Annotated in this window: 18 protein-coding genes, 3 pseudogenes and 1 riboswitch; of the genes and pseudogenes, 14 read left to right on the top strand and 7 right to left on the bottom strand. The window is 68.4% G+C overall.

Features of this window, described 5'->3' with window-relative positions; genetic code table 11:
• The first annotated feature begins 24 nt into the window (after positions 1 to 24).
• The 4 genes and pseudogenes from pabB to M2351_RS25190 all read left to right on the top strand — a co-directional run.
• Positions 25 to 1,374, top strand: a complete 1,350-nt coding sequence (pabB, locus tag M2351_RS25205) for an aminodeoxychorismate synthase component I (protein WP_264658814.1) — start codon at positions 25 to 27, stop codon at positions 1,372 to 1,374.
• Between the two features lie 18 nt (positions 1,375 to 1,392).
• A complete protein-coding gene (locus M2351_RS25200; protein WP_264658813.1) occupies positions 1,393 to 2,202 on the top strand; it encodes an aminotransferase class IV in 810 nt (269 codons plus the stop codon).
• Positions 2,203 to 2,506: 304 nt separating this feature from the next.
• Entirely contained in the window at positions 2,507 to 3,664 is a 1,158-nt protein-coding gene (locus M2351_RS25195) for an IS110 family RNA-guided transposase (RefSeq protein ID WP_264658812.1), read from the top strand.
• Between the two features lie 526 nt (positions 3,665 to 4,190).
• Positions 4,191 to 4,505, top strand: a pseudogene (locus M2351_RS25190) (IS5/IS1182 family transposase); the annotation flags it as partial.
• Positions 4,506 to 4,515: 10 nt separating this feature from the next.
• Here M2351_RS25190 and M2351_RS25185 read toward each other — a convergent pair.
• From M2351_RS25185 to M2351_RS25165, 5 genes are all read right to left on the bottom strand, one after another.
• On the bottom strand, positions 4,516 to 4,923 hold the full coding sequence (locus tag M2351_RS25185) for a response regulator (protein ID WP_264658811.1): 408 nt from the start codon (positions 4,921 to 4,923) through the stop codon (positions 4,516 to 4,518).
• Positions 4,924 to 5,262: 339 nt separating this feature from the next.
• Positions 5,263 to 5,886, bottom strand: coding sequence for a LuxR C-terminal-related transcriptional regulator (locus M2351_RS25180; protein ID WP_264658810.1), 624 nt, complete (start codon positions 5,884 to 5,886; stop codon positions 5,263 to 5,265).
• 162 nt (positions 5,887 to 6,048) lie between these two features.
• Positions 6,049 to 6,507, bottom strand: coding sequence for a hypothetical protein (locus M2351_RS25175; RefSeq protein ID WP_264658809.1), 459 nt, complete (start codon positions 6,505 to 6,507; stop codon positions 6,049 to 6,051).
• A gap of 41 nt (positions 6,508 to 6,548) precedes the next feature.
• Complete coding sequence (locus tag M2351_RS25170) at positions 6,549 to 6,944, bottom strand: hypothetical protein (protein ID WP_264658808.1); 396 nt, start codon at positions 6,942 to 6,944, stop codon at positions 6,549 to 6,551.
• 465 nt (positions 6,945 to 7,409) lie between these two features.
• The gene (locus M2351_RS25165) at positions 7,410 to 7,865 is read right to left on the bottom strand and encodes a MucR family transcriptional regulator (protein ID WP_319801923.1); all 456 of its coding nucleotides are present in this window, start codon (positions 7,863 to 7,865) and stop codon (positions 7,410 to 7,412) included.
• A gap of 383 nt (positions 7,866 to 8,248) precedes the next feature.
• Here M2351_RS25165 and M2351_RS25160 point away from each other — a divergent pair, with 383 nt between their 5' ends.
• Positions 8,249 to 8,866, top strand: a complete 618-nt coding sequence (locus M2351_RS25160) for a DUF2934 domain-containing protein (protein WP_264658806.1) — start codon at positions 8,249 to 8,251, stop codon at positions 8,864 to 8,866.
• A gap of 159 nt (positions 8,867 to 9,025) precedes the next feature.
• Here the strand turns inward: M2351_RS25160 and M2351_RS25155 are convergent, their stop codons facing one another.
• The gene (locus M2351_RS25155) at positions 9,026 to 9,637 is read right to left on the bottom strand and encodes an alpha/beta hydrolase (RefSeq protein WP_264658805.1); all 612 of its coding nucleotides are present in this window, start codon (positions 9,635 to 9,637) and stop codon (positions 9,026 to 9,028) included.
• Positions 9,638 to 9,648: 11 nt separating this feature from the next.
• On the opposite strand from M2351_RS25155, the gene M2351_RS25150 reads away from it, so the two are divergent.
• The 7 genes and pseudogenes from M2351_RS25150 to M2351_RS45255 form a co-directional block, all read left to right on the top strand.
• On the top strand, positions 9,649 to 10,161 hold the full coding sequence (locus M2351_RS25150; RefSeq protein WP_319801925.1) for a FecCD family ABC transporter permease: 513 nt from the start codon (positions 9,649 to 9,651) through the stop codon (positions 10,159 to 10,161).
• A 2-nt stretch (positions 10,162 to 10,163) separates the two neighbouring features.
• Positions 10,164 to 10,961 carry an ABC transporter ATP-binding protein gene (locus M2351_RS25145; protein ID WP_264658804.1) on the top strand — a complete coding sequence of 266 codons (798 nt, stop codon included), beginning with the start codon at positions 10,164 to 10,166 and terminating at the stop codon, positions 10,959 to 10,961.
• Positions 10,951 to 11,331 (top strand): DUF1636 domain-containing protein, encoded by a 381-nt coding sequence (locus M2351_RS25140; protein WP_264658803.1) that lies wholly within the window; start codon positions 10,951 to 10,953, stop codon positions 11,329 to 11,331. The genes M2351_RS25145 and M2351_RS25140 overlap by 11 nt, the downstream gene beginning before the upstream one ends.
• A 118-nt stretch (positions 11,332 to 11,449) precedes the next feature.
• Positions 11,450 to 11,673, top strand: a riboswitch (cobalamin riboswitch).
• Positions 11,674 to 11,775: 102 nt separating this feature from the next.
• Positions 11,776 to 11,973, top strand: coding sequence for a CbtB domain-containing protein (locus M2351_RS25135; RefSeq protein ID WP_264658802.1), 198 nt, complete (start codon positions 11,776 to 11,778; stop codon positions 11,971 to 11,973).
• Between the two features lie 12 nt (positions 11,974 to 11,985).
• Positions 11,986 to 12,720, top strand: a complete 735-nt coding sequence (locus tag M2351_RS25130) for a CbtA family protein (protein WP_264658801.1) — start codon at positions 11,986 to 11,988, stop codon at positions 12,718 to 12,720.
• A gap of 437 nt (positions 12,721 to 13,157) precedes the next feature.
• Positions 13,158 to 13,315: pseudogene (locus M2351_RS45260) on the top strand (IS5/IS1182 family transposase); the annotation flags it as partial.
• Between the two features lie 511 nt (positions 13,316 to 13,826).
• Positions 13,827 to 14,939: pseudogene (locus M2351_RS45255) on the top strand (recombinase family protein); the annotation flags it as partial.
• Positions 14,940 to 15,245: 306 nt separating this feature from the next.
• Here the strand turns inward: M2351_RS45255 and M2351_RS45250 are convergent.
• Positions 15,246 to 15,938 carry a transposase gene (locus tag M2351_RS45250; RefSeq protein ID WP_406567442.1) on the bottom strand — a complete coding sequence of 231 codons (693 nt, stop codon included), beginning with the start codon at positions 15,936 to 15,938 and terminating at the stop codon, positions 15,246 to 15,248.
• Between M2351_RS45250 and M2351_RS25120 the strand changes: the two genes are divergently transcribed.
• Both M2351_RS25120 and M2351_RS25115 read left to right on the top strand, forming a co-directional pair.
• Positions 15,937 to 16,134: a hypothetical protein gene (locus M2351_RS25120; RefSeq protein ID WP_264658799.1), complete on the top strand. Its 198-nt coding sequence runs from the start codon at positions 15,937 to 15,939 to the stop codon at positions 16,132 to 16,134. The genes M2351_RS45250 and M2351_RS25120 overlap by 2 nt on opposite strands.
• Positions 16,135 to 16,633: 499 nt before the next feature.
• Positions 16,634 to 17,662, top strand: a complete 1,029-nt coding sequence (locus tag M2351_RS25115; protein ID WP_264658798.1) for an IS110 family RNA-guided transposase — start codon at positions 16,634 to 16,636, stop codon at positions 17,660 to 17,662.
• Positions 17,663 to 17,944: the final 282 nt, after the last annotated feature.

Raw genomic sequence — 17,944 nt, 5'->3', positions numbered from 1 at the left:
CGTTCAGATGGAAGCACCACCCCCATGCGCGCGATTCCCCTGTCCGGCTCCGACCCAGTGGCCGCCTTCCGCGGCCTTGCCGGCCAGCCCTGGGCGATGCTGTTGGACAGTGCGGCGTCGCACCCGGCGCACGGCCGTTTCAGCTACATCGTCGCGGAGCCCTTCCGCACGCTGGAGGCCGTGGACGGACGGGTGTTCGTGGACGGCGCCCCGGCGGGCGGCGACGCTTTCGCCGTTTTGGCTGCCGAACTGGCCCGCCATCCGGCACCGGCCACGGCGGGGCCGGTGCCTTTCACCGGCGGCGCCGTCGGCTTCATCGGGTATGAGGCCGGGCTGCGCTTGGAGCGTGTGCGCTCCCGCCACGACAATCCCGGTGGACAGCCGGAGATGGCCTTCGGCTTCTACGACGTGGTGGCCGCCTTCGACCACGCGGAGCGGCGCGCCTGGGTGATCGCCGCCCGGCCGGAGGCCGAAGGCCGCGCCCACGCCCTGGCCGAGCGGTTGGAACGGGATCCGCCGCCACCCGGCCTCCTCGTCCGCTCCTCCTGGCGGCCCGAGCTGTCCCGCCCGGACTATCTGGGCCGGGTCGGGCGCGTGCTGGACGACATCCGGGCTGGCGACATCTATCAGGCCAACGTCACCCAGCGCTTCCTCGCCGACCGCCCTGCCGGCCTGGACGATTACGCCCTGTACGAGCGGTTGCGCGTGCTCAGCCCGGCGCCCTTCGGCGCCTTCCTGAACTGCGGCCCGCGCCTGCGCATCGCCAGCGCCTCGCCGGAGCGGTTCCTCCGGCTTTCCGCCAGCGGTGCGATCGAGACGCGCCCGATCAAGGGCACCCGTCCGCGTTACGCCGACCCGGCGCTGGACGCGGCGGCGGCCGCGGAGCTGGTCGGCAGCGTCAAGGACCGGGCGGAGAACCTGATGATCACCGACCTGCTGCGCAACGACCTTGGCCGTGTCGCGGCGATCGGCAGCGTGCGGGTGCCCGTCCTCTATGGGCTGGAGAGCTTCGCCAGCGTCCACCACCTCGTCTCCGTGGTCACCGCGCAACTGCGACCCGGCCTCGGTCCGGTGGACCTGCTGCGCGCCGCCTGCCCGGGTGGCTCGATCACCGGCGCGCCGAAAATCCGCGCTATGGAGATCATTGACGAGCTGGAGCTCGCCCGGCGCGGTGCCTACTGCGGGTCCGTCGTCTGGATCGGGTTCGACGGCGCGATGGACAGCAGCATCGTCATCCGCACCCTGTCGCTCACGCCCGACGCCGTGATGGCCCAAGCCGGCGGTGGCATTGTTGCGGATTCCGATCCGGCGGCGGAGCATGAGGAGATGCTGGTCAAGGTGCGGCCACTGCTGCGCGCCTTCGACCAGGCTTGACGGCGGAGAGGGATCGCGATGACCGTGTGGCTGAACGGGCGCTTGCTTCCGGCGGAGGAGGCGCGGATCGATCCCGCCGACCGTGGCTTCACGCTCGGCGACGGGCTGTTCGAGACGATCCGCGTCACCGGCGGCCGGGCGCGTCATCTGGACCGGCACCTCGCCCGCCTGCAGGCGAGCGCCGCGGTGCTGGAACTGCCGGTGCCCTACCCCGACGACACGCTGGCTGGCGCGGTGACGGCGCTGATCGCGGCGCGCGACGTGGCTGAGGGCGTCGCCCGCCTGACCCTGACGCGGGGCACCGGGGCGCGCGGCGTGCTGCCGCCCGCAGACCCGCACCCGACCGTGCTGATCACACTGGCGCCGCCCGGGCCGCCGGCCGGACCGGTCGAGGCGGTGATCGCCCAAGCCACCCGGCGCAACGAGCACTCGCCGCTGTCGCGGCTGAAGACGCTGAACTACCTGGACGCCATTCTCGCCCGGCGGGAGGCGGCGCGGCGGGGTGCCGGGGAGGCGCTTCTGCTCAACACCGCCGGGCGGCTGGCCGAAGCCAGCATCGCCACCCTGTTCATCGTCCGGGATGGGCGCCTGCTGACGCCGCCGGTGTCGGAAGGGGCGTTGCCCGGCATCCGTCGCGCCCTGATCCTGGAGCGTCACCGGGCGGAGGAGCGCCCCATCACCCCGGACGACCTTTGGGCCGCCAAGGAAGCCTTTCTGTCCAACAGTCTTGGCCTTCGCCCGCTTCTGGCCGTCGACGGCCGCCCCATCGGGAGCGGGTTGCCCGGCCCCGTGACCCTCGCGTTGATGAATGATCCTGCCGGCGCGTGACGCACGCCCTCAGTGCCCCGGCAGCCTGCACCGCAGCACCTCGTTGCGAGCACGAAACGGTGGTCGAGCGCCGCCGGGATGCCCAGCGCTGCCACGCCGATTACACCGGCGGCACGTGAACGGGTCCAATGAGGCGCCGGGAAAGAGGTTGATGCAAAAAGGCAGGGCTGGTGGCGGTTGGGAGAGCGAGCGGGTGTAGAGGCGACCCTCTGCCGTCGCGAGTTCAGTGCCGTACAAAGAAGCTATGGGGCGAGCGACGAGGTCTACGGCACCATCGTTGCGCTGACAATGATGGAGAAGCCCGATGGCCAAGCCAGACGACCTGTCCAAGCCCCGCCTCACTCTCGACCATGGGAGCACCCTGGTCTGCGTGATCGAGATGAGCGGCAGCTCCTGGTTGGTGGCGGCGACGGTGCCGGGGGTGGATCGGCGCCCGTTGCAGAAGCTGCCGGTCAACCCGGCGCGCCTGCTGGAGCAGGTCGAGCGCTGGCGCGGGGAAGCGGCGCGGGCTGGGCGGCCAATCACGCGCACGGTGGTGGCGTATGAATCCGGACGCGACGGGTTCTGGCTGACCCGGCTGCTCCAGGGGCACGGCATCGAAGCCTATGTCATCCACGCCAGCAGCGTGGCGGTGTCGCGCGAGCAGCGCCGGGCCAAGACCGACCGGCTCGACACCGAGATGCTGATGCGTGCCCTGCTCGGCTGGCTGCGGTGCGAGCCGGGGCATTGTCGGATGGTCGCCATTCCGACCATCGCCCAGGAGGACGCCCGCCGGCCGGGCCGCGAGCGCGACGGCCTGGTCACCGACCGCACCCGACTGACCAACACAATCAAGGCGGAGCTGGCGCTCTGGGGCATCCGGGGCTTCAAGCCGGGCTTGAGAAAGGCGGCGGACCACGTGGAGGCCCTGCGCACGGCCGACGGCGCGCCTCTGCCGCCCAACACGCTGGCCCGGCTGCATCGGCTGCTGGAGCGCCGCCGCTTGGTCGGCGAGCAGATCGCGGCGATCGAGCGGGATGCCGCGCAGGCGGTCGAGCGCGACCCGACCGGGCCCAACGCGCTGGTCCTGCTGCTGGCCAAGATCAAGGGCATTGGCCTGGAGACGGCGCAGATGTTGGTGCACGAGGTGCTGTCGCGCAACCTGCGCGACCGGCGCGCGGTAGCCCGCTACGCCGGCCTGACCGGCACGCCGGACGAGAGCGGCTCGAGGCGCCGTGACAAGGGGATCGGCAAGGCCGGCAACCCGCGGGTGCGCTGCGGCATGATCCAACTAGCGTGGCGGTTCCTGATGTTCCAGCCGGACTCAGCGCTCGCCCGCTGGTATCGCGAACGGACCGTCGCGGCCAGGGGCAGTGTCCGGAAGACCCTGATCGTGGCACTCGCGCGCAAGCTGCTGGTCGCGCTGTGGAGCTATGCCGCCGCTGGCGTGGTCCCGGAGGGCGTCGTGCTCAAGGCCGCCTGATCCGACCGCTTCGTCCCCAAGCCGCCGGCTGGGGATTCCCGAGCACGGCCGACCGGCATGCCCGGTGGGCCGGCCTGCCGAGGTGGGTGGTGTACCGTGCAGTTGACATGGGCTGCAATCCGATACAAAGACTGGTCCCACCCCTCCCGGGAGCCTCGCACCCGATGCGCATGGTGCATCATGGTCTCCGGCTGCGCCGGACCGAATACAAGCTTGTCGGATCGCGCGGCCTCCGTGGATCCACCCGACGCGAGCGCTCCGCCTTGGAACAGCCGGCCTGCTTCTGTACCACCCGGTCCGCTATTCCGGCCCTCCGCCCAATCCCGGGAGGGTGACACCGGCGAGGGCGGACCTCAAGGACGCGGGGCGCCGCCTGCGGCGGTGGCCTGACGGCCATCCTTGACCTCCACCCCCACCGGTGTCCGGCCAGGATCATGGTCGGGACGGAGGGATGGTTCCGCTGATCGAACATAGGGATAGGAACAGTGAAGGCTTGAACAAGGAAACGCTTGACACGAAAAGCCCCATACAAGCCAACGAGACCCATCGTCAAAAGATCCCCGACGCGCGCCGCCGTGTCGCGAACTGGGCTCCTACGATGCGCCGCTGCGCCGAGGGGGCACCCTGCGGTGTGGACAACACCCGAGGCGGCCGCGGCGTGTACGCCGCCTGCCACGCGGAGATTGCCATTGAGACCGGGCCGATGCTGCGCTTGGCGTCCGGGCGGCTGTGGCCGCAAACCGAAGCCTTGTTGGACTCGCTCATGCGTCTGCTCGGCCTCGACCTGCCGTTCCCCGATCACACGACCTTCTCCCAGTGCAATGCCGACTGGATGATCGAGGTTCCGGGCGCTATGGCTGTCCCGGCGCGTTTTGCAGGGCCAACGTGATCGCCAATAACAAATCGTTTGGGTGAAAGGGCTTCACCAGCACACTCCAGCCTCGCGCCACGACGGCCGCCCTGACCGTCAGAGAGACATCGCCCGTAATGATGATCACCGGCACATCGACGCCCATGTTGGTCAATACGGCGGGCACGACCGTCAGCGCACTGTCCCGCGCGATCCAATAGTCAGACACGATGACATCGGGCAACACGCGACGCCGTCTCGCCGCACTCAGCAGATCGAGCCCATTCTCGCCCGATAAAACGGTTAGGTTTCGAAGCGACAGATACTGCTCGATGCTTCGCCGCACCAGCGCGTTGTCTTCGAGCAAAGCCACAACGGCGCCATGGGGCATGGTGCTGCTTAGGGTCATGAGCGATCATAAAGCGACAATCACGCACAATATAGATGATTTTAGCTACAAAATAGAAACATCCCGCGCGGCCCTGTGACTGCCCGTTGCTCGCGACGTGCACGACAAAGGTTCGGCGCAATGAGCCGATCCCACACGCCTGATGGCTTCGCCGAGCAAGCCGGGTTGGAGGGGGCAGAGACCACCGTGAAATGGGCATCACCAAGCCGCACCATCCCACGCTGCGCCGTGAGACGGACACGCCCAGCAACAGGGGATGTCCGTAATTCCCGCGAACGCCGCTCCCGGCATAACTCGCAGGCTTCTGGCTGCCCCCTTTCAGCCGACGGCGGGAGCGATCTATGCGGGCACCGCGATGCCGTTGTTCATCGCCCAGATGGCGGCCTGCGTGCGGTTGGCCACGTTGATCTTGCGCAGCAGGGTCTTGAGATGGACCTTCACGGTCGCCTCGGTGATGCCAAGGTCGTTGGCGATGCGCTTGTTGCTGTGCCCGCCGAGCAAGCCGTGCAGGATGTCCCTCTCGCGCGCCGACAGCGGCCGGCCCGCGACCGGTTTGGTGTCGCTCGGCGCCAAGCCCTGCGCCAGGATGCCGGCCAGGTCGCGCGGGAAGGCCTTGCCGCCGGCCAGCGTGAAATGGAGCCACTCGGCCAACGCGCGGCTCGAGGTGTCCGCGGTCAGGCAACCGTCCGCGCCGGCCTCCAGAGCTTCGCGCAGCAGTGGGGCGCTGATGGTGCCGGCCAGCAGCACCACGCGGCTGCCGGGGTGGAACGCGCGCAGCGCCCGAACGTCTTCCCCGACCTGCGGCACGCCGGTGGCGTCGAAGACGATAACGTCGGCCGAGGCGCCGGGGAGCGCTTGCGCGGAGGCGGCCTCGGCGATGACCGTGAAGCCCTCTTCGGCCAGCAGGTGGCGCAGCCCCCCGCGCTGGAGCCCGCTGGCTCCGATGAGCGTAACCGTGGGCAAAACGCCCTCCCCTTCCCGGTCCGTGACGGCCTGCAAGTGACCCTTCCCGGTCCCGGTTCCAATCGGCAAAAGGGCGAGGACGACGCAGCGCCCCGGATATGCGGACCCGGCGAGCCCACCGCCACCGCGCCGTTCCGCCTACGCACGTCGGTGCGCCAGGCCCTAGGCCTCCGGCGCGAGGGCCGCCGGCGGGGGACGGGGGCGGAACAGCGCTTCCGCGGCGGCACGCGGGTCCGCTGGGGAGACGGCGCCCATACCATCAATCCGCCCAGCGCCGGTGATGGTCGCCACTGTTTGGGCGAGCCAGAGCCGCGTCGCCGTGCGTTCGCTCTCCGACGGCCGTGCCAGATCCTGGAGATAGTTGCGCACCGCCTGGACCAACGCCTGGTCGCCGGACAGCCCGTAGACGCGCCCGGCCGCCGCGGCAAAGCGCCGGCGCTCCTCCGCATCGGCTTTGACGCGCTCCTCAATGGCCTTGAGCAAGGCCGCCCGCGTGCGCGCGCTGTTCAGCAGATTCGAGGCCAGGACCAGCGGGTCCGTGGCCGGTGCGTTCCGGGGCCGAGAGTCCTTATTCGCGCGCGGCTGGGCGTCCCAGCGGCGCCGGTCCGGTCGATGCTGCATGAGGTTGGTGACTCTTTCTGGAGGATGCCGGTCGCGGTGTCTCAGAGCTGGTAGGTGCCGTCGAACAGATCGCCGAGAGCGAAGCGCATCAGCGCCCGTGTCCGCGCGACGCGCCGGTGCTCCTCGCGCCCGGTGACCAGATGACAACGCCGGCACAGCCGATGCCGTTCCGGTGCGGTCATCGACGCCACCGCCGCCTCGGCGCGGCGCCGATACAGGCCGACGACGCTGCGCGACGTCTTCACGCGGGCGTACTCCACCACGTCCGGCCAGGGCGCCGGCGCGCCGTCGGGGCCGACCCAGAGGCCGTCGGGCGAGAGCCAGCGGCCGTCGGGCAGGCAGCGCAGCGCGTGGCCATGCGGACGCCCGCAGTGTTCGCAGACCCGGGTGTCGGATGGCGTGCTCGGCGTGGCGTGGGGCGGAGGGCTGGGGACCATGCGGGCCAGATATGGTGGATGGTGGTGAAACCAGCCCCGAGTCTAGCGCAGGTCGAGTCCCAGGGGAATCCCCGACCGTTCCTTCCAAACGGATGCAGTGGTGCCCCTTGGTTCCAAGGGGCGCGGCGGGCCCATGCCGAGCGCAAGGGCCTCTTGCGCGCTTGCAGACCAACTCCATGGTCCTTCGCGGCTGATCGCGCACGTCGTCCGCGGTAACGACCGGCAGGGCGAGCGGTGGGGCGCCCTCTCCATTGTCGATGTACCGTGGACGGTCGCCACCATCCGCACCCGCCTGCCATCCAGCGCACGCTTGGTGACATGGCGACAGCGGACCGGGGCCACGCGTTGGGTTGCGCCGTTCCGCTGGAGTCCTGCGGTGCGAGGGGAGAAGCCATCGCCGCGTCGCTGCCGGCACATGCACGGCGGCTCGCCCGTTCCAGCCAGCCGCCGTGCCGGAAGCGAACGTCAGGCGGCCTTCTTGCGCCGGCCCTTCGCGGGCGCGGGCTCAGTCGGCGGCGCAACTGCGGCCGTGCCGCGCCTCTTGGTTCCAAGACCGGACTGCTTGGCGAACGCGCTGCGCCTGGCGGTGTAGTTGGGCGCGGTCATCGGGTAGTCGGGCGGCAGGTTCCACTTGGCCCGATACTCCGCGGGCGACATGTTGTAGACCGTGCGCAGGTGCCGCTTGAGCATCATCAGCTTCTTGCCGTCTTCCAGGCAGACGATGTAGTCCGGCGTCACCGACTTCTTGACCGGCACCGCCGGCTCCGGCTTCGCGGCCTCGACCTTCGGCTGGCCAGTGCCGGCCAGGGCGTTGAACACCGCGCTGACCACCAGCGGAAGGTCGGTGGCAGCAACCCGGTTGGTGCTGACATAGGACGCGACGATCTCGGCGGTCAGCGCGACCAGCTTTTCACGCTCCATACCCATGCTCCTGATCCTGAGTGACAGACCCTTTTTGCTGCGGGGTCAGTGCTTTGTCCGGTTAACCGCACCGTTCTTCATAGGGGTTTTCGAGTAATCGGACAACCCCATCGCTGCATGGTCTTGCATAGTGAGCACAACATTGGATCATCAAAGGTTTAGGAACTTGAGATGACGCGCCCCCAGTGGACAAACGCAGCCCTCGTGGCGCGCTTAGCCACATCAGAACAACGGCCCTGACGGGAGGAGCAAAGTTGGTGAAGAGAACGGCCGTCGCGGCCCGGGCCGTTCCCCACCAGGGTAAGTACAAAGGGCACTTCTCCTTTTCCTGTCACGTTCCCCATATCAGGCGATCAAACAACGCTGACAGAACCGAGGCAGACATGGCAGAAAACCGCGACGCGCGCATCCGGGAGCGGGCGCACAACATCTGGGAACGCGACGGCCGCCCGGAGGGCATGGCGGAGGTGCATTGGATCCAAGCGTGCCGGGAGATCGAGACGGAGGAGCAGGCCGCCGATGCGGCGCGAACAAGCGCGCCAGGGGGACGCCGTCGCAAGAATACGTCGCCGGCCTCGGCCGCCGCTCCGCCCGACAAGCCGCGGCGTTCACGCAAGGCGAGGACCTCGGAGAGCACGCTCACGGACGCCGCTCTCCAGATGGGGCGGATGGTCGCGGAGACGGTAAGCGACGCGGTCACCGCCGGCGTGGAAAGCGTGTCGGAAGCCGTGGTGTCGATTACTCAGCCCAACAAGAAAACACGACGGACAACGGCGGCCGCGCAGAAGACGGATGCGCCAGCCAAGCGCGGCAAGGCGGTGTGGTCGCCAACCGACGTCGCGAAGGCGGCGGCCACTCCGGCCAAGGGTGAGCCGGCCTCGAAGCGGAAGAAGGCCGCAGCGGTTGCTACCAAGGACACCGGACCATCCTCGCCGATGACGCCTGCTGCCACAGCGCGCCACACCACCGGAAAGCGCCGCTCGTCCGCAAGCGTGCATTGACGGACTCCGACCAGAACGCCCGGTGGCGCAAAGCGGCCGCGCGTTCTGGTCGACAGTCCCGAACATCGGTCTGGTCGACACACGAGCCCGAACGGCTGCCTGATCACATCGGCCGTGCTCACGGCCCATGGACCTCGGCGGTTGTGCACAGCAGCACCGTCAGTCCGCCGTCACCCCGGTCTCCGCATCGGCCAGAAAGGGGCGGGCGACCGCCACCATCTCCTTGAGCCGATCGTGGTGCAGCCAGTGTCCCGCGTCCGCGATCATCACCGCCCGTGCGTTCTGGAAATGCGGTAGAAGGCCGGGGGTCTGCGGATCGGCATGCGGCGGGCTGGCGGCGCCGTGGAGCAGGAGCACCGGGCCGGTGATGCGCGACCACAGTGCGATCACCTCCGCCGTGGAGAACCGGTTCGGCGCGAGCGCCCGGATGTAGGGGTCAAACTTCCAGCTGAGGGTGCCGTCCTCGTTCCGCCGGGTCCCATGCACCGTCAGATGCCGGGCTTGATCAGCGGACAGGTGCGGGTTTGCCTGACGCATGCGAGCCACCGCCTCCTCCAGCGTGCCGTACCGGCGTGGCGTCCGCGCCGTCAGCGCGCGCAACTGCTCGATCCAGCCGGTCACGCGCTGCTCGACCGGCCGCTGGGAGCGCGTGGTCAGAGCGGGATCGAGCTGCCACGTGCCTTCGAGGACCACCAGCCGACGCACCGCCTCGGGAAACAGGCCGGCGTAGAGCAGGCTGACCGCACCCCCGAGCGAGTGGGCGATGATCAACACCGGGCTCCCTGGCGCTGAACCTGGCCCCCAACCCCTACGCAGTCACCGAAATGCTCCTGTGGCTGATGGGATCGCTGAAGGATCGCACGCCGGACGATGCCCTTGTGGCGTTGCCCTTCATCCTGACGGGCTGTGGGCTGCTGCTGGCCACCCGGAACGGTCTGGATGCCTTGAGCCTGGGCGAGGACGCGGCCCGCAGCCTCGGCGTCGATCTGGTCCGCTTGCGCATGCTGGTGGTTGGCGGGACGGCGGCCGCGGTTGGAGCGGCGGCGTCGGTGTCCGGATCCATCGGTTTCGTCGGGTTGGTGGTCCCGCATCTGCTGCGGCCCCTGGTGGGGCATGAGCCGAGCCGGTTGCTGCTGCCGAGCGCGCTCGGCGGAGCGGCGCTGGTGACGGCGGCCGATCTGGTCACCCGGCTGGTCCCAACCACGCAGGAGGTGATGCTGGGCGTCGTCACGGCGCTGATCGGGACTCCCTTCTTCCTGATGCTGATCCTGCGCGCGCAACGGGAGGCCCTGTGACCATGCTGACGATCCGCGCTCTCACCGTTCGACAGAACAGGCGCACAATCCTGGCCGGGGCCTCCTTCGCCGTCCGCCGCGGCACCGTCACCGGGCTGATCGGGCCGAACGGCGTTGGCAAAACCACGCTGTTGCGCGCCATCGCCGGCCTGCTGCCCCATGACGGCGCGTTGGCGTTCGATGGTCGCCGGCTTCCGGTGAGCGCCCGCGAGCGCGCTCGCCTGATCGGCTATCTGCCGCAAGGGCATGCGGTTCATTGGCCGCTGACCGTGCGCCGCACCGTGGAACTGGGGCGCCTGCCCCATCTGGGGCCGCTCGGCAGGCTGCGCGCGGACGACGTTGCCGCGGTTGACCGGGTCATGGCGGCGACGGGCATCGCTGCGTTGTCGGCACGGACGGTGTCCAGTCTGTCCGGTGGCGAACGGGCGCGGGTGATGCTGGCCCGCGTGCTTGCCGCCAACGCGCCGCTGCTCCTGGCGGACGAACCGGTGGCGGCCCTGGATCCCGGCCATCAGCTGCGTTTGATGGCCCTGTTGCGCGACGAGGCCGTCGTGCGGAACCGCGCTGTGTTCGTTGTCCTGCACGATTTGGCGTTGGCCGCCCGCTGCTGCGATGATTTGGTGCTTGTGATGCCCGATGGCCGCTGCCTGAGCGGACCGACCCCATCGGTGCTGACGCCGGACCCGCTGACCGCGGCTTACGGCGTTCCCTTCCTGGTGACGCAGGCGGCCGGCGTGCCGCTGGTCATCCCCACGTTGCATCCGATTCCCGAAACCGGAGTGCCCAATCATGCCCGTTGACGTCATCGTCTGCGAAACCTGCCGCTCGCCATCACCGGACAAGGACACCGGCGACGTGTGGACCGGGACGATGTTCGCGGCCCTTCTGCGGGGGGCATTGGCCACAGCAAGCGACGCCGAAGATGTGTCGGTCAGCACCGTGCGCTGCCTGATGAGTTGCCGCCGCCCATGCGCGGTTGTCATCCGCTCTCCGGACCGCATGAGCTATGTCCTTGGCGATCTGCCGCCCGAGCCCACCGCGGTGCAGGCCCTGCTCGACTATCTGTCCTCCTACCGACGCTCCGCCGATGGGATTATCCCCTACCGTGACTGGCCCGCCGGAGTGAAGGAGCGTTTCGTTGCGCGCATACCACCGCTTCCGTTGCGCTGATCGCGATCGGCATGGCCGCGTCGCTGCGTCGCCAAGCCTGGGTCGCGCTCCTCCGTCGATCGGATCGGTACCGTCGCTACCTGCTGCCGCCTTCCTCTTGTTGCCGCAAAGGGGATCTGCGAGAGTGTGTGGCGATGGTGCCCGGCCTGGTCAAACCAGCCCGGGATAATAGGGAACACGGTGCGGTTTACCGAAGGAAGGACCAAGCCCGTGGCTGCCCCCGCAACTGTGAGCGGTGAGCCGACCGAGACACCACTGGGCGCACGATTGGCGTCTGGGAAGGGATCGGTCAGATGGCAATGACCCGCGAGCCAGGAAACCTGCCATCGCAACGTGAACCGACTGACAGGACGGGGTGTCCTCAAGGCGGACTTTGCGGCGGGTTGCCCGTCCGCACGCCGATCGATCTTCCCCGTCTTCGTCCAATGCCTGACGGAGACAACAGTGCTTGACCAGACGATTGCCGCTTCCGATCCGAACCGCACCACGGCCGAGGCCTCCCGTGCCGCCGCCCTGATCCCTGCGTTGGCCACGGCTTTCCTGGGTGCGTTCCTCATCTGGGGCGTGGGCTTCTCCCACATCGACGTGTTCCACAACGCGGCGCACGATACCCGGCATTCCAACGCCTTCCCGTGCCATTGAAGGCGGGCCACGATGGAACTCTTCCGCCGACTGTTCATCGCCGCGCTGTGCGCGGGCACTCTTTCTGGCGTCGTGATCACCGCCGCCCATCAGTTCGGGACCGTCCCAGTCATTCTTGAGGCCGAGGTCTACGAGAAGGCGGCCGAAGCGCATGGCCATCCCGGCGTTGCCCACGAGCACGCCGACCACAACGCCGCCACCATGGAGAAGGCGGCGGCGCATGATCCTGAGGCTGAAGCCTGGGAACCGGCGGACGGCTTTGAGCGCACGCTCTACACCGGCCTTGCCGACATCCTGACGGGCATTGGCTTCGCCCTGCTGCTGGTTTCGGCCTATGCGGTGAAGGGCGACGCCATGACCTGGCGACGCGGGCTGTTCTGGGGGCTGGCGGGTTTCGCCACCTTCACCCTGGCGCCCACACTCGGCCTTCCTCCCGAGGTCCCCGGTACCGCCGCGGCGCCGCTGCTGGACCGGCAGGTGTGGTGGATCGCCACGGTCGCGCTGACCGGCGGAGGCCTCGGCCTGCTGGCGTTCAAGCGCGAAGCGATCTGGGCGGTCCTCGCCGTGGCGATGATCGTTCTTCCTCACGTGATTGGAGCCCCACAGCCCGTGGAGTCCGGCAGCGCGGCGCCGGAAGCCTTGGCTCATCGCTTTGTTGTCGCCGCGATGGTGGTGAGCCTGCTGTTCTGGATCTCGCTCGGCGCCTCCACCGGTTACCTGTACCGCCGGTTCGTGCAGAACACCTGAACCACGATGCTGCCGCTCCGACCTTGGTCGGAGCGGCACGCTGGGCCGCTCGCCGCACCAGTGACGGCCCGCAATCCCTGTGATACGGACCGGTGATCATCGGGCTCGGACCGAATTGCGGGAGACAGAGCGATCCGTCGCGATCAGATCGGCTGGACGTTGACCGGTAGCCTGCGACACGCAACCAGGATTGAGCAGCTGCACAATTCGGGTTACGGCAATGGTGATGCCAGCTGACGTCCTCACAAAGACGCATCGCGGTATCGTCGAGGTGCGATTCTGGTGGCCGCAAGGGGGCGAGGAAAAGCGGCGGCCGCACCGGGCCGCCGAAGTCCATCGATATTGCCGTCATCCTGGCGGAATGGACATTCAAACGATGGCGGGACGGGCGGCTCACGGCGAGCGACAAAAAGTGTCGCAAAAAGAAGGGCGGCCCGGACGGCGCGGACGACGGCGAACCAGTTTATCGCTCCGTCGCCGCCCATAGCCCCGAAGCGGCGGGGTGATCATCCCACCGCGCGCAACCGCGGTGCCGAGCGACACGGCCGAGAGCGCGCCCACGCAGCGTGACCGGCACATCCAGAGGATCGTGGAAGGCATCGTCAAGTTGGCGGCTGGGTGGGTTGCCTGAGAGCATGTTTGTAGACGTCATGCACTCGGAGCCTGGGCGATCAGCCGCTTCAAGCGCCTGGAGAGGATCGAGATGAAGGCAATCTCGATGAAAGCGATGAGGTGCTCCTTCGTCCGCTCGACGATGGTGTTCAATCGACGGTAGTGCGTGATCCAGCTGAAGGAGCGCTCAATGGTCTAATCACAAATGACAAGTTCTGCCTGACGCGCACAGGGCATCATCAGCTGAGCTTGTCACACGTGCGGGGCGGCGGGTGGGAGGCGGTCGTGTCCTACCTCTGCGGTGAGGTCACTCACCAAGGAGGGAAGGATGCGGCGGCAAAAGCGGTGTCCTTGGCGCGTTCGGCGCACCGGTGTGTCGACGCCAACCAGTCAGCAGCGTTGGGACCGGGCCTATCAACTCCTTCTGCAGTGGGCGATGACCGCACCGGCGCCAACCCCGACGTGGGCGCCCCCGATCCGGCCGGAGGTGTGTCATGCGCGTAGCGATCTACGGTCGCGTCTCGACCAGCCACCAAGTCGACCACCAGACCATTGAGCAGCAATTCGAGCGCCTGACCGCGCATGTGCACGCACACACGGCCGAAGGCTGGATACTCGACCCGGGCCATGTCTTCCGCGACGATGGCTACAGCGGCGCCACGTTGGCGCGCCCGGGGCTCGACCGCCTGCGCGACGCCGTGAAGAGCCGCGAACTCGACCGTGTGCTCGTCACCGCGCCGGACCGCCTGGCGCGCAACTACGTACACCAGATGGTGCTGCTGGAGGAATGGGCCCGGTTTGGCTGCATCGCCGAGTTTCTGGACCGTCCCATGAGTGATGACCCTCATGACCATCTGCTGCTGCAGATCCGCGGGGCGGTGGCGGAGTACGAGCGGACGCTGATTGCCGAACGCATGCGCCGCGGCCGGCTGGCCAAGCTGCGCGCCGGTCTGCTGCTGCCATGGACGTATCCGCCCTACGGCTATCGCCTGCACCCGGACCGGCCGCGCGACCCGCGTGGTGTTACCCTCGAGCCGGCCGAGGCCGCCGTCGTGGCCGAGCTGTTTGCCCTATACCGCGAGCCGGGCACCTCGCTGATGGACCTCGCCCGCCATCTCGATGCGCGCGGCGTCCCCACCCCCTCGGGCAAACCGTGCTGGTCCTGCCCGACGATCCGGGGGATTTTGTACAACCCGACTTACACCGGGCAGGTTTATGCGCAACGCACGCGCTGCCGCCCACCCACGCACCGGCGCTCGGCTACGCACCCCATCGGCCGGTCACACGACACGGCGGTGCCGCAACCCGCCGACACCTGGATCCCGGTCGGACCGGTCCCCGCCGTGGTCAGCCAAGCGCACTTCGACGAGGTCCAGGCGAAGCTGGCCACCAACCGCTCCTTCGCGCGGCGGAACAACACCGCCCACCCGTACCTCTTGCGCGTGCTGGTGAGCTGCGGGTGCTGCGGCATGGCCTGCACGGCGCGGGTGGCCAATGGCCGGACCTCCTACTATGTGTGCACCGGGAAGGGGCGAAGGACCAGCGCGTCCCGCGCGGCATGCTGCCCCGCTCGCTCTATCCCGGCTGACCAGCTCGACGAGGTGGTCTGGAACGATCTCTGCGCCTTGCTGAGGAAACCGGAACCGCTCGCCGCCGCGGTGGCGCGCGCCCACGGCGGGGCGTGGCTGCCGCAGGAGGTGCTCGCGCGTCGCGAGACGCTGCGCCGCGCCCAGGCCCACCTCGGCCACCAGCTCGAGCGGCTCACCGACGCCTATCTACGGGCGGTCATTCCGCTTGACGAGTATGAGCGACGGCGCCGCGACCTGGAGCAGCAGATGCAAGCCCTGGCCGGCCAGGAGGAAATGCTGCGCAATGATGCCGCGCGCCAGCAGCAGCTTGCTGGCATTGCGGCGTCACTGGAGGCGTTCCGCACGCGTGTCCAGCACGGACTTGCCACCGCCAGCTTCGAACAGCGTCGCCAGCTCGTCATGCTGCTCATCGACCGCGTCGTCGTCACCGACACCGATGTCGAGATCCGCTATGTGCTGCCCACCAGCGTGGAAAGCGAGCACGTCCAATTTTGTCATTTGCGTAAAGACTACTTCCACGACCCAAGCAATTTCGGTTGGGATGAACACGCCGTCGCGTCCTCGGGCGATTGGCTGGATCGTGATCCCGAGCGCCGCCCCGACTTTGGCCAGGCGCTTGCCGCGATAGCCGAGATCACCGATGGCTGGTCCTTGGAAGTCCTGCCCGGCGAGCTGGCGCAGGACCGGCACGATGCCTTTGGTGTCGTGCACGTTGGCCGGCGAGGCGTCGATGGCCAACGGGATGCCGTACTTCTCCACGCCCAGGTGGATTTTGATGCCACGGATCTTCTTGCCGCCATCCACACCCCGCGCGAAGCAGCTCGGGGCCGAGGGGCAGGTCCGGCTGTCGATCACCACCGCGCTCGGCTCGGCCGCATCGCCACAGGCCAGCCGCCACGTCCGGCGCAGTCGATCAAGCAAACGGCGCCATAATCCCAGCCGGGTCCAGCGGGCGAACAGGGCGAAAAGCGTGCCAAACGGGATCCCCGAGAGCCGGCCGATGGCGCGCCATTGCATGCCGCAGAAGCACACGCACCAGATCGCCATGATCGCCTTACGCAACGCTGCTCCGGTGAGCGCCGGCTTCGGCCCGGAACGGGTCGGGCGACTGCCGTCCGCCGCCATCGCCGTCAGCTCAGTCAGCACCTCGTCGACAAAGGCATCGACATCCGAGAACGCGTCCCAAGAGGCCGCCGTGGTGCTTGCGGGATGAACGGCGGTGCCCATAGAGTGCAGATCCAAGCGGTCGGAACGAAGGCCGCAGACTTACCAGACCGCGCCCCCGCCGCAACACCCCTGTTCAGCTTAAAGTAGCATCCCGCTCAGCACCGGCTGGGACACGCCCGCTACAAACAGATTCTACAGCAACGCAGGTTGCCAACTGCTCGCCGTCGAACGGTACGTGTCAACGCGAATGAGACAGCCGGGTTTGGAGTTCAGGCTCGGCAAGCTCCCGTGATCAGAGGTGCCCGCGCCGAGGTCGCCGCGCCGGTCTGCTTGCAGGATGCCGGCGGGCTCGGGTCGCGCAAGGTCCTTCCGTCCCGCCCCTGAGGGCGGGTCCCTCGGGAAGGGCCTTGCCCGCCCTCTCGCGCGCCGGCGTGGGGGATGACAGGCCGGGACATGGCGTAATCGCGGGAGGGCGCCGCTCCCCGGCGCCCAGAACGAGGTCTGATGCGTTCAGCCTCACGCCACCACCGATCGGGAGAGCGATCATGGAACTCTATGTAGGGCTGGACGTCTCGTTGGACATGACCGCCGTCTGCGTCCTCGACGGCTCCGGCAAGGTCGTATGGCGCGGGCGGTGCTCCTCCACGCCGGACGCCATCGCCGGCGTCGTCCACGAGCATGCGCCGGCCGCCGTGCGCATCGGGCTGGAATCCGGACTGCTGTCCACCTGGCTCGTCCATGAACTGCGCAAGCTCGGGTTGCCGGTGATCTGCCTGGACGCCCGACATGCCAAGGCGGCGCTCAGCCTGCAGATCAACAAGACCGACGACAACGATGCGCTGGGGCTCGCGCAGGTCGTGCGGACCGGCTGGTATCGCGAGGTGGCGGTCAAGAGTATGGACAGCCACACGATCCGCACGTTGCTGGCCGCGCGGGCGCATCTCGTTTCGCAGCGCCAGACCACCGCCAACCTGATCCGCGGCTTGCTCAAGACCTTTGGTCTCCTCGTCGGCCAAGCCGGAGGCGGTCATTTCGCGGTCCGGGTGCGGGAACTGATCGTCGATCACCCGGCGTTGGTCGCCATCATGGAACCCCTGTTGACCGCTTGGCAGACGCTGCGCGAGCAGGTGGCCGACCTCGACCGTCAGGTTCGGGTACGGGCGCGCGCGGATGCCCGGGTCCGCCGCCTGATGACCGCACCCGGTGTCGGCGTCGTGGTCGCGCTGGCTTATACCGCCGTGATCGACGACCCGGCGCGGCTCGCCAAATCCACGTCGGTCGGCGCCTATCTCGGTCTCACGCCGCGGCGCTATCAGTCGGGCGAAGTCGATTACGACGGGCATATCTCGCGCTGCGGAGACGGCCTGCTGCGCAGTTATCTGTTCGAGGCGGCCAACGTCCTGCTGAGCCGGATCACCAAACCCTCCTGGCTCAAGACCTGGGGTGAAGCCTTGAGCAAGCGGGTCGGCGCGCGCAAAGCCAAGGTTGCAGTCGCCAGGAAGTTGGCGGTTGTCCTCCACCGCATGTGGAAGGACGAACAAGAGTTCCGCTGGACCATGGAGCGGGCGGCCTGACCGGTTGCGCTCCTCCTCGTTCCTCGCGGGAACCTGTCCCTGCCGGGACGGGGCTCGGCGATCCCGTTCCTGCCGTTCCGGCTCGTTCCGACGATGACCGCGTCCGGGACATAGGGACACCGATCCTCGCCAGATGCCATGTTGCGGCGGCGTCGTCCGACTGCGGAGAGAACCATGAACCCGGCGGAGCAGGATCTGACCACAGACTGGTACCAGCACCTTCCTCTCGGTGACGATGCTGGCGGAATTGGCCGACACCCTCAAGCCTGGCCCTGCGGGCCC

The sequence above is a fragment of the Azospirillum canadense genome (assembly GCF_025961225.1).
GTDB lineage: Bacteria > Pseudomonadota > Alphaproteobacteria > Azospirillales > Azospirillaceae > Azospirillum > Azospirillum canadense.
Note: the sequence above shows the minus strand (reverse complement) of the source record. Positions and strands in the feature narration are given on the sequence as shown.

What these genes read in the sequence shown, in the direction of transcription:
- pabB (WP_264658814.1), top strand. Translation starts at nt 25, where the DNA reads ATGCGCGCGATTCCCCTGTCCGGCTCCGACCCAGTGGCCGCCTTCCGC.
- M2351_RS25200 (WP_264658813.1), top strand. Translation starts at nt 1,393, where the DNA reads ATGACCGTGTGGCTGAACGGGCGCTTGCTTCCGGCGGAGGAGGCGCGG.
- M2351_RS25195 (WP_264658812.1), top strand. Translation starts at nt 2,507, where the DNA reads ATGGCCAAGCCAGACGACCTGTCCAAGCCCCGCCTCACTCTCGACCAT.
- M2351_RS25185 (WP_264658811.1), bottom strand. Translation starts at nt 4,923, where the DNA reads ATGACCCTAAGCAGCACCATGCCCCATGGCGCCGTTGTGGCTTTGCTC.
- M2351_RS25175 (WP_264658809.1), bottom strand. Translation starts at nt 6,507, where the DNA reads ATGCAGCATCGACCGGACCGGCGCCGCTGGGACGCCCAGCCGCGCGCG.
- M2351_RS25170 (WP_264658808.1), bottom strand. Translation starts at nt 6,944, where the DNA reads ATGGTCCCCAGCCCTCCGCCCCACGCCACGCCGAGCACGCCATCCGAC.
- M2351_RS25165 (WP_319801923.1), bottom strand. Translation starts at nt 7,865, where the DNA reads ATGGAGCGTGAAAAGCTGGTCGCGCTGACCGCCGAGATCGTCGCGTCC.
- M2351_RS25160 (WP_264658806.1), top strand. Translation starts at nt 8,249, where the DNA reads ATGGCAGAAAACCGCGACGCGCGCATCCGGGAGCGGGCGCACAACATC.
- M2351_RS25145 (WP_264658804.1), top strand. Translation starts at nt 10,164, where the DNA reads ATGCTGACGATCCGCGCTCTCACCGTTCGACAGAACAGGCGCACAATC.
- M2351_RS25140 (WP_264658803.1), top strand. Translation starts at nt 10,951, where the DNA reads ATGCCCGTTGACGTCATCGTCTGCGAAACCTGCCGCTCGCCATCACCG.
- M2351_RS25130 (WP_264658801.1), top strand. Translation starts at nt 11,986, where the DNA reads ATGGAACTCTTCCGCCGACTGTTCATCGCCGCGCTGTGCGCGGGCACT.
- M2351_RS25120 (WP_264658799.1), top strand. Translation starts at nt 15,937, where the DNA reads ATGCCGCAGAAGCACACGCACCAGATCGCCATGATCGCCTTACGCAAC.
- M2351_RS45250 (WP_406567442.1), bottom strand. Translation starts at nt 15,938, where the DNA reads ATGCAATGGCGCGCCATCGGCCGGCTCTCGGGGATCCCGTTTGGCACG.
- M2351_RS25115 (WP_264658798.1), top strand. Translation starts at nt 16,634, where the DNA reads ATGGAACTCTATGTAGGGCTGGACGTCTCGTTGGACATGACCGCCGTC.